Annotated in this window: 8 protein-coding genes; 2 read left to right on the top strand and 6 right to left on the bottom strand. The window is 74.3% G+C overall.

Features of this window, described 5'->3' with window-relative positions; all coding sequences use genetic code 11:
• The coding region (locus DKT69_RS27990; protein WP_109804471.1) for an RDD family protein at positions 1-396 on the bottom strand (396 nt) is incomplete at its 3' end.
• A 253-nt stretch (positions 397-649) separates the two neighbouring features.
• Between DKT69_RS27990 and glnA the strand changes: the two genes are divergently transcribed.
• Positions 650-2,074, top strand: coding sequence for a type I glutamate--ammonia ligase (glnA, locus tag DKT69_RS27985; RefSeq protein ID WP_109804470.1), 1,425 nt, complete (start codon positions 650-652; stop codon positions 2,072-2,074).
• Between the two features lie 72 nt (positions 2,075-2,146).
• Here glnA and DKT69_RS27980 read toward each other — a convergent pair whose 3' ends face one another.
• The 4 genes from DKT69_RS27980 to mptB (DKT69_RS27965) all read right to left on the bottom strand — a co-directional run bounded on the left by DKT69_RS27980 (position 2,147) and on the right by mptB (DKT69_RS27965) (position 5,936).
• Positions 2,147-2,599 (bottom strand): SRPBCC family protein, encoded by a 453-nt coding sequence (locus DKT69_RS27980; RefSeq protein WP_109804469.1) that lies wholly within the window; start codon positions 2,597-2,599, stop codon positions 2,147-2,149.
• Positions 2,600-2,613: 14 nt separating this feature from the next.
• On the bottom strand, positions 2,614-2,958 hold the full coding sequence (locus DKT69_RS27975; protein ID WP_109804468.1) for an ArsR/SmtB family transcription factor: 345 nt from the start codon (positions 2,956-2,958) through the stop codon (positions 2,614-2,616).
• Positions 2,959-3,035: 77 nt separating this feature from the next.
• On the bottom strand, positions 3,036-4,523 hold the full coding sequence (gene mptB / locus DKT69_RS27970; RefSeq protein WP_109804472.1) for a polyprenol phosphomannose-dependent alpha 1,6 mannosyltransferase MptB: 1,488 nt from the start codon (positions 4,521-4,523) through the stop codon (positions 3,036-3,038).
• 12 nt (positions 4,524-4,535) lie between these two features.
• Positions 4,536-5,936, bottom strand: coding sequence for a polyprenol phosphomannose-dependent alpha 1,6 mannosyltransferase MptB (gene mptB / locus DKT69_RS27965; protein ID WP_201749899.1), 1,401 nt, complete (start codon positions 5,934-5,936; stop codon positions 4,536-4,538).
• Positions 5,937-5,980: 44 nt separating this feature from the next.
• Here mptB (DKT69_RS27965) and DKT69_RS27960 point away from each other — a divergent pair, with 44 nt between their 5' ends.
• Complete coding sequence (locus DKT69_RS27960) at positions 5,981-7,624, top strand: hypothetical protein (protein ID WP_109804466.1); 1,644 nt, start codon at positions 5,981-5,983, stop codon at positions 7,622-7,624.
• Positions 7,625-8,499: 875 nt separating this feature from the next.
• Here the strand turns inward: DKT69_RS27960 and DKT69_RS27955 are convergent.
• The coding region (locus DKT69_RS27955) for a [protein-PII] uridylyltransferase family protein (protein ID WP_497529435.1) at positions 8,500-9,505 on the bottom strand (1,006 nt) is incomplete at its 5' end.

The following is a 9,505-nucleotide window of genomic DNA, read 5'->3' as shown; positions in this document are numbered from 1 at the left end:
TGGTCGGGGGGCGGGGGTGATGACGGAGCTGGTGAGGCGGTCGTGGAGGCCGCGGCGGTGTTCGTCCATGATCAGGGCGGGGACGACCAGGGCGAGCAGGAGGCCGCGGAGCAGGGCGCGGAGCACGCCGATCCGGCCGCCGTCGGACCAGTCGACGCAGCGGATCCGGGTGACGTACATGCCGGGGGTCTGGGTGAACAGGCCGAGGAAGAAGCCGTACTCCAGGACGAGGACCAGCACCGGGGCCCAGCCGTCGCGGACCGGGTCGGCGAAGAAGTTGGACACCAGCAGGCAGAGCACCCAGTCGACGACCAGCGCGCCGAAGCGGCGACCCAGGCTCGGCGGGACGAAGGCGGGGTCGGTGGCGGGCGGCGCCGGGGCATGCGGGTTGGTCACAGCGGTCAAGGGTAGCCAGCGGGGTGGCCCGGTCCGGATCCGCTCTCCCCGTCAAATCGGACCAAGGCCGTCAATTAGCGCGACACGGGCACCGCCGGTATGGTCCGAACGGAGAGCAGAGGTGGCTGAGCGGCCGGGATGACGCTCCGCGAGGGACGTAACACGGCGGAAACAGGGGAGACACCGCCGGGCAACCGCACGGTCATAGCGTCGCCAGGAGCCTAGCCACCCCGTGGACGTGCCAGGAGGACGTGTGTTCGCCAATCCCGAGGAACTCCTGCGATACCTCAAGAACGAGGACGTGAAGTTCGTCGACGTACGTTTCTGTGACCTGCCCGGCGTGATGCAGCACTTCAACCTGCCGGTCGAGTCCGTCGACGACGCGCTCTTCACCGACGGCCTCGCGTTCGACGGCTCGTCGATCCGTGGCTTCCAGGCGATCCACGAGTCGGACATGCTCCTGCTCCCGGACGTCGCGACCGCCTTCATCGACCCGTTCCGCGCGCAGAAGACCCTCGCGCTGAACTTCTTCATCCACGACCCGTTCACCCGCGAGGCGTACTCCCGGGACCCGCGGAACGTGGCGAAGAAGGCCGAGGCCTTCCTCGCGGCGAGCGGCATCGCCGACACCGCGTACTTCGGCGCCGAGGCGGAGTTCTACATCTTCGACTCGATCCGCCACGAGACCTCCGCGCACCAGTCGTTCTACTACATCGACTCGATCGAGGGCGCCTGGAACTCCGGCCGCGAGGAAGAGGGCGGCAACCGCGGTTACAAGACCGCGTACAAGGGTGGCTACTTCCCGGTGCCGCCGGTCGACCACTACGCCGACCTGCGCGACTCGATCGTGCGGCGCCTGGTCGACACCGGGTTCACCGTGGAGCGCTCGCACCACGAGGTGGGCACCGCCGGCCAGTCGGAGATCAACTACAAGTTCTCCACCCTGCTGCACTCCGCCGACCAGCTCCAGCTCTTCAAGTACATCGTGAAGAACGAGACCTGGGCCAACGGCAAGACCGCGACGTTCATGCCGAAGCCGCTCTTCGGCGACAACGGCTCCGGCATGCACACCCACCAGAGCCTCTGGCTGAACGGCGAGCCGCTGTTCTACGACGAGACCGGCTACGCCGGCCTGTCGGACACCGCCCGCTGGTACATCGGCGGCCTGCTGCACCACGCGCCGTCGCTGCTGGCCTTCACCAACCCGACGGTCAACTCGTACCGCCGCCTGGTGCCGGGCTTCGAGGCGCCGGTCAACCTCGTCTACTCGCAGCGCAACCGGTCCGCCTGCACCCGCATCCCGGTCACCGGCAGCAACCCGAAGGCCAAGCGGGTCGAGTTCCGGGTGCCGGACCCGTCCAGCAACCCGTACCTCGCCTTCTCGGCGATGATGATGGCCGGCCTGGACGGCATCAAGAACAAGATCGAGCCGCCGGCGCCGATCGACAAGGACCTGTACGACCTGCCGCCGGAGGAGTGGGGCGACGTCAAGCAGGTGCCGGGCTCGCTGCCCGAGGTGCTCAACGCGCTCGAGGCCGACCACGACTACCTGCTCGACGGCGGCGTGTTCACCCCGGACCTCATCTCCACCTGGGTGAGCTGGAAGCGGGCCAACGAGGTCGACCCGGTGCGCCTGCGCCCGACCCCGCACGAGTTCGCCATGTACTTCGACTGCTGACCAGTTCCACCAGCACCGGCTGGGCCGGCTCCGCGTTCGCGGGGCCGGCCCGGCTCTCTGGCCGGCGGGGACTCAGCGGGCGAGCAGAGCGTCCAGCTTGCCGAAGGAGCTGCCCCAGCCCTCGCGGGCGCCGCTCTCCGTTCCCGGGCTGAACGGCCCCTGCCTGAGCACCAGGCGGGTCCTGCCCTCCTCGTCGTGGAACTCCAGCCGGAGCGCCATGGTGATCTCGCCGGCGCCGAAGTCGACCCGCTGGGTCCCGACCAGCAGCTCGTTCTCCACCAGCTCGGTGAAGGTGGCGTCGACGGCCGAGGTCATGCTCGGATCGGCGTCGTTGACCATGGTGAAGCGCTGGTGGCCGCCGACCCGGGCCTCGACGCTGACGGTCGCCCGCGGCACCGACCAGCCAGCCGGGCCGAACCAGGCGGCGAGCTGGTCCGGGTCGGTGAACGCCCGGTAGACCAGCTCGGGCGGGGCGTCGAAGACGCGGGTGATGACGAGATCCTGGGTTTCGGTCGTGTCGGTCATGGTGTTGCCCTCTCTCATTTCTCGTTCCGCTCCGTCTGGGTTTGCATCCGCTTCAGGTGGGCGTCGAGCCGATCGAAGTTCGTGTCCCAGAACTGCCGGTAGCGCTCCATCCAGACCGTCGCCTCACGCAACGGCTCCGGATTGAGGCTGCTGGAGCGCCACTGGGCGCTGCGGGACCGAGTGATCAGGCCGGCCTGCTCGAGCACCTTCAGGTGCCGCGAGATCGCCGGGAGGCTGATCGCGAACGGCTCGGCGAGCTCCGTGACGGTGGCGTCCCCCTCGGCCAGCCGGGCGAGGATCGCCCGTCGGGTGGGGTCGGCCAACGCCGCGAAGATGACGCTGAGTCGATCGTCCGCCACTTGCGTAACCACCTCGTTAATTAACGAATGCGTTAAACATAGGTGGGTCCGAACCCACCGTCAACCACTTCAGCCGATCAGGTCGGGCGGGCTCGTCGGGCCAACGCCACCCGGACCGCCCCCACCCCGAGCGCCACCACCACGGCGGTCATCGCGATCGCGCCCGGCGCCTTGGTGAACCGGGCCAGGTTGGTGCCGTCCGGCAGGGCGAGGAAGGAGACCACCGCGCAGGGCAGCACGAACCAGGTCGTCCGCGCCACCGGGACCGTGGCCACCGACAGCACCGCCAGCGGCCAGGTGGCGTACCAGGGGTGGAAGACCGGGGCGAGCAGGGCGGTGGCGGCCAACGCCAGGCCCGCCCCGACGAGGGCCACCCGGGGTCGGGCCGCCCGCTGCCTCACGTCGTTCAGCCGGCGCAGCGCCGACCAGGCCCACCACCAGAGCGCGACCAGCAGCACCGCCAGCACCAGCAGCGCCACCAGCCGGACCACCGGCACCGCGTGCGGCTCCCGGCCGACGAGCGCCCCGGCGTAGTCGACGACAAAGCCCACGGCAGTCGGCGGCGAGGTCCACTGCTCGGAGTCGCCGCTGCGGGCCAGGCCGCTCACCCAGCCGAAGCCGAGCCCGGTGACCAGGGATGTGACCAGGAGCGCGCCCACCGCTCCCCCGGCCAGCCAGGCCGCGTCCCGCAGCAGCGCGCGCGGCGTGTACCGACCCAGCACCGCGGCGAGCGCCGCGAACGGCAGCACCACCACCGCGACCGCCTTCACCGCCACCGCCAGCCCCAGCAGCACCCCGGCCAGCAGCAGCGCCCGCGGCTTGCCGGGCCGGTGGACCAGCACCAGCAGGCCGGACAGCAGCAGGCCGAGCAGCAGCGCGTCGTTGTGTGCGCCGCCGACCAGGTGCACGCCGACCAGTGGGCAGGCCAGCGCCAGCCAGGCCGCCCGCCGCGTCGGCACGCCGACGGCCCGGGCCAGCCCGGGCAGGCAGAGCGCGGCCAGCAGCACGCCCACCACCGCGAGGACCCGCAGCAGCACGACCGCCCCGACCAGCCCACCGCCGAGCGTGACGGCCAGCCCGGCCAGCAGCACGAAGAACGGCCCGTACGGCGCCGGGGTGTCCCGCCAGATCGGCGGCACCGCATCCGTCCACGGGCAGCCGGCCACCGCCACCCCGACCCGGTACGGGTCGGCACCGTGCGTCCACGACCAGCCCTGGCAGACGTACGAGTAGACGTCGCGGCTGCCGGTCGGCGGCGCGGCCAGCAGCGGCAGCAGCCAGAGCCCGGCGGTCAGGTACGCCCACCGGGTCGACGGCGCGCCCCGCCGCAGCGCCCACCAGGCGCCCACCAGCAGGGCCGTGCCGACCAGCCAGCAGCCGAGGACCAGCGGACCGTGCGGGCCGCGCCAGATGCCGACCGGGGTGGTGGCGGGGGCGTCGGGCAGCGCCCCGCCCAGCCAGCCGGCGACGGTCAGCAGGGTCGCCCCGACCAGGCCCGCGTACCGCGCGGACCGGGCTCGTCCGGGCCGGTCGGCCGCGTCGGGCGCTCCGCCGGGATCGGCCACCGGCACCTCTCCTCAGTCGGCGGGGGCCGGTTCGCGGGCCGCCCGAGCCGACCGTACCAACCGGACCACCACCACGATCACCAACAGCGTCATCAGGGGCGCGCCGGGCATCTTGGTGAACCGGGGCAGGCCGGTGCCGTCCGCCAGCACCAGGAACGACGACACCAGGGCGACGACCGTGAACCAGCCGGTACGCCGGGCGGTGGCGGCCAGCACCGCCAGCGGCCAGATCCAGTACCAGGGGTGGAAGAGCGGGGAGAGCGCGACCGTGGCGGCGAGTGCCAGGCCGGCGTGCCAGAGCGGGTCGCGGTGGCGCGCCCGCCACCAGAGCCAGACCAGCAGTACGACGAGCACCAGGACGCCGATCGCCCGGGTCACCGGCAGTGCGTCGACGTGCTTGCCGAAGAGCGCCGCGAGGTAGCCGACGGTCTGCCCGACGGCGGTTGACGGCGAGGTCCAGGCGATGACCAGGTTCCCCTGCTCCAGGCCGGTGATCCAGCCGAAGTCCAGGCCGGCGGCGAAGGTCACCCCGACGACCGCGGCGACCGCCGCGCCGACCACCCACGCGCCGTCGCGGACCAGCGCGCGGAACCGGTACGGCCCGGCGATCGCGGCCAGCGCGGCGAACGGCACCACGACCAGCGCGGTGACCTTGAGCCCGGCGGCCAACCCCAGCAGCAGCCCGCCGCCCAGCAGCGGCAGCGGGCGCCCCGGCCGGGAGGCCACCACCGCCAGCCCGGCGATGAGCAGGCCCACCATCAGCGCGTCGTTGTGCGCGCCGGAGACCAGGTGCACCGGCACCAGCGGGCAGGCCAACGCCAGCCAGAGCGCCCGCTGCGGCGGCACCCCGCAGCGGCGGGCCAGCACCGGCAGGCACCACGCCATCAGCGCCACCCCGGCCACCGCGGTCAGCCGGAAGAGCACGATGCTGCCGACCAGCGACCCGGTCGCCGTGACGACCGCCCCGGCGAGCACCACGAAGAGCGGCCCGTACGGCGCCGCGGTGTCCCGCCAGATGTACGACATGGTGTCCAGCCAGGGGCAGGGCAGGGCGGATACGCCCTGTTCGTACGGGTTGATCCCGCCGGCGTAGCTGGCCCCCTGGCAGGCGTACGCGTAGACGTCCCGGCTGCCCAGCGGCGGCGTGACCAGCATCGGCAGCAGCCAGAGCGTGATCGTGACCAGCACCCAGCGGGTCGACGGCACCCGGTCGCGCAGCGACCACCAGGCCCAGGCCAGCAGGCCGGTGCCGACCAGCCAGAGCGCGATGATCAGTGGCCCGTTCCGGCCCTGCCAGATGCTGAGCGGCGTGGGTCGCAGGTCTCCGTGGGGCAGCGCGCCGCCGAGGAAGGCGGCCACGGCGAGCAGCACCGAGCCCGCCAGGCCGGTCCAGCGCGAGAGGTGGTGAGGCACGCGGGACATGCTGCCAGTACGGTGGTCGCGGTCAGGAGGTGGGCATGCGGGGCAGTCGGGTGGTGGCGGTGTCGGCCGCGTCCGCGTTCGCCCTCGGCGTGCTGTACCTGGCCCTGCCGGCGACCGGCTCGGACCTCTCCGCCCAGGTGGCCCGCGCCGATTTCTTCGCCGCCCACGGGGCGGCCCCGGTGGACCTGCGCTGGTACGGCGGCGTCCACCCGTGGGGCTACAGCCTGGTCTCGCCGCCGCTGATGGCCCTGCTCGGGGTACGCCTCACCGGCGCGCTCGCGCTGCTCGCCGCGGCGACCGCGTTCGCGGCCCTGCTGGTGCGCGCCGGCGTGCCCCGGCCGCTGCTCGGCAGCCTGGTCGGCGTGCTCACCATCGCCGGCAACCTGGTCTCCGGCCGGGTCACGTACGCCCTCGGGGTGGCCTTCGGCCTGACCGCGCTGGTCGCCCTGACCCTGCCGGCGCACGTCCCGCCGGAGCGCCGCTGGCCGCGCCCCGCGCTGGTCGCGGCCGGCGCCCTGCTGGCTTCGGCGACCAGCCCGGTGGCGGGGCTCTTCGTCGGCCTGGCGGGGGTCGCGCTGCTGCTCACCCGCCGGTACGGCGACGGCCTGCTGCTCGGCGCCGCCGCCGCGCTGCCGCTGGGGGTGACCGGCCTGCTCTTCGGCGAGGGCGGCTGGATGAACATCAGCCGCACCGACACGCTGCGCGCGGTGCTGACCAGCCTGTTGGTGGCGGCCCTGGTGGCGTACCGGCCGGTGCGGGTGGGGGCGCTGCTGTCGGCGGCCGGGGTGCTGGCCGCGGCGCTGGTGCCCACCCCGGTCGGGTTGAACGCCACCCGCCTGGTGGTGATGTTCGCGCTGCCCGTGCTGGCCGCCGCCGCCCGGCCGCCCCGCTGGTTCACCGACCGGCTCCCACTCCACGGGCGGGCGGACGGGGAGCGGCGGGCGGACGGGGAGCGGCGGGCCGGCGTGGGTGCACCGCGTCGGCGCCTGGCCGGGGCGCTCGCCCTGGCGGTGCTGTTGGGCGTGGTGTGCTGGTGGCAGCCGCCGGTGGTGGCGGCCGACCTGCGCAGCCCGGCCGACCCGACCAGCGACCGGGCGTTCTTCGATCCGCTGCGCGCCGAGCTGACCCGGCGCGGGCTCACCGGTCGGGTGGAGGTGCCGCCGACCCGGAACTACTGGGAGGCCGCGCATCTCGGCGAGACGCCGCTGGCGCGGGGCTGGCTACGGCAGGCGGACATCGACCGCAACCCGCTCTTCTTCACCACCGTGCCCGGTGCCGCCGGCACCGGCGTGCCGCTGACCGCCGCGTCCTACCGGGCCTGGCTGGCCGACAACGCGGTCCAGTACGTCGCCGTGCCCGACGCCGAGCTGTCCTGGGTGGGCCGGGCCGAGGCCGAACTGGTCACCGCCGGCCTGCCGTACCTGACCGAAGTCTGGTCGGACGGGCATTGGTGCCTGTACGCCGTCACCGACCCGACCCCGCTGGTGGGCGCCCCAGGCGAGCTGGTCGGCCAGGACGGCGGATCGGTCACCTTCCGCACCTCGGGGCCGGGCAGGGTGCCGGTCCGGCTGCGGCACGACCGCTGGCTGACCGCCTCCGACGGTGCGACGACCGCCGCCGACGGCGAGTGGACGACGGTCACCGTGCCGCACGCCGGCACGTACACCCTCGGCGGCTGACCCGCCGCGACCCGTCGCCCCCGCATGGTCCCGGCTGGCCCAACCGGCATGACCGGCACAGCAGCCATGGCAGCCGCACGGGCCCCAGGACCCACGGGCTCCAGGAGCGAGCGGCCCCAGGAGCGAGCGGCCCGGGGGCGCACGGGCCCCGGAGCACACGGCCCCCGGGGGCGCATGGGCCCCGGGGGCGCACGGGCCCCGGAAGCGCACGGTCCGGCCGAGGGCGGGCACCTCCCTCGCGCCCTACCAAGCTGATGTCGTGGATGAATCACCGAGCGGACGGGCCTGCGTGCGGCGGGGCGCGGGACGGGGATCGAAGGCGAAGCGCGGACCCGGGGACACGGGCGACGCGGGCGACACGGGCGACACGGGCGACACGGGCAGCATTTTGGCGCCCGGGCCCGGCCAGCACACAGGCCCGGCCGAGGACGGGTGTCTCCCTCACGCCCTATGGAGCTGATGTCGTGGATGAATCACCGAGCGGAACCGGCCTGCGTGCGGCGGTCGGCCGGGGGGGCGGACCGAAGGCGAGGCGCGGACCCAGGGGACGCGGGCCCACGGGCGACGCGGGCGGCACCGGGCGGTGAATCGTTTACGTCATCAGCTTCATAGTGACCGAGCAGCGGGTACCCGCCCAGGCGGGCGGCGGCCGACCGTGCCCCGACTGGCACCGGCCGCCCGGGCGAAAGGCCAGGCAGGAGAGCCGGCCGAGCCTGGCCGAGCCGGGCCGAGCCGAGCCGAGCCGAGCCGGGCCGAGCCGGGCCGGGCCGGGCCGGGCCGAAATGCGGGCCGGGCCAAAAACCGGGCCGGGCCCAAGACCGAGCCGGGCCGAAAACCGAGCCAGGCCGAAAACCGGGCCAGCCGTGGCGGGCCGGTCAGGCGGGGGTGTCGAGGACCCGCTCCATCGCCGCTCGGGAGCGACGGCCGGTGCGCAGGTACTCGTCCAGGAACTCGCCGGGGTCGTCCCGGCCGAGCAGCCGGACGACGCCGGCCAGCTCCACCCCGTGCCGGGGCAGCTGGTCGCCGGCCCGGCCCCGGACCAGCATGAGCGCGTTGCGGACCTGCGCCGCGAGAGTCCAGCCGGCGGCCATCGCCGCGGCGTCGTCCGCGTCGACCAGGCCGGCGTCCCGGGCGGCGGCGAGCGCGTCGAGGGTACGCGTGCCGCGCAGCGCCGGCACCCGGCCCGCGTGCCGGAGCTGGAGCAGCTGCACCGCCCACTCCACGTCGGCCAGACCGCCCCGGCCCAGCTTGGTGTGGGTGGCCGGGTCGGCGCCGCGGGGCAGCCGCTCGTTCTCCACCCGCGCCTTGATCCGGCGGATCTCCACCACCTGCTCACGGGTCAGCCCGTCGGGCGGGTAGCGCACCGGGTCGACCATCGCCTCGAACTCGGCGCTGAGGTCGGCGTCGCCGCAGACGAACCGGGCGCGCAGCAGCGCCTGCGCCTCCCACACCTTCGACCAGCGCGCGTAGTACTGGGCGTACGCGGCGAGGCTGCGGACCAGCGGGCCCTGCCGTCCCTCCGGACGCAGGTCGGCGTCCACCCCGAGGGGCGGGTCCGGGGCGGGTACGCCGAGCAGCCGACGCAGCTCCTCGGCGATCGCCTGCGCGGCCCCGCTGGCCGCGCTCTCGTTCGCCCCCGCAGGCGGGTCGTAGACGAAGAGCACGTCGGCGTCGGAGAGGTAGTTCGACTCGTACCCGCCGAGCCGGCCCATGCCGATCACCGCGAACCGCAGCCCGGGCAGCTCCGGCTGGGTGGCCCGGGCGGTCCGCAGCGTGGCGGCCAGGGTGGCGTCGGTGACGTCGGACAGGGCGCTGCCGACCACGTCGATGTCGCCGAGCGTGGGCACCCGCGCGGCGCGAGCGCCGGGGTCGGTGGGGCGG

The sequence above is a fragment of the Micromonospora sicca genome, assembly GCF_003172935.1.
Classification (GTDB): Bacteria; Actinomycetota; Actinomycetes; order Mycobacteriales; family Micromonosporaceae; genus Micromonospora; species Micromonospora sicca.
The sequence above is the reverse complement of the archived record's forward strand: the minus strand, read 5'-3'. Positions and strand labels throughout refer to the sequence as shown.

Excerpts from the sequence above, each read along its gene's own strand:
- DKT69_RS27980 (WP_109804469.1), bottom strand. The coding sequence starts at position 2,599 with ATGACCGACACGACCGAAACCCAGGATCTCGTCATCACCCGCGTCTTC.
- DKT69_RS27960 (WP_109804466.1), top strand. The coding sequence starts at position 5,981 with ATGCGGGGCAGTCGGGTGGTGGCGGTGTCGGCCGCGTCCGCGTTCGCC.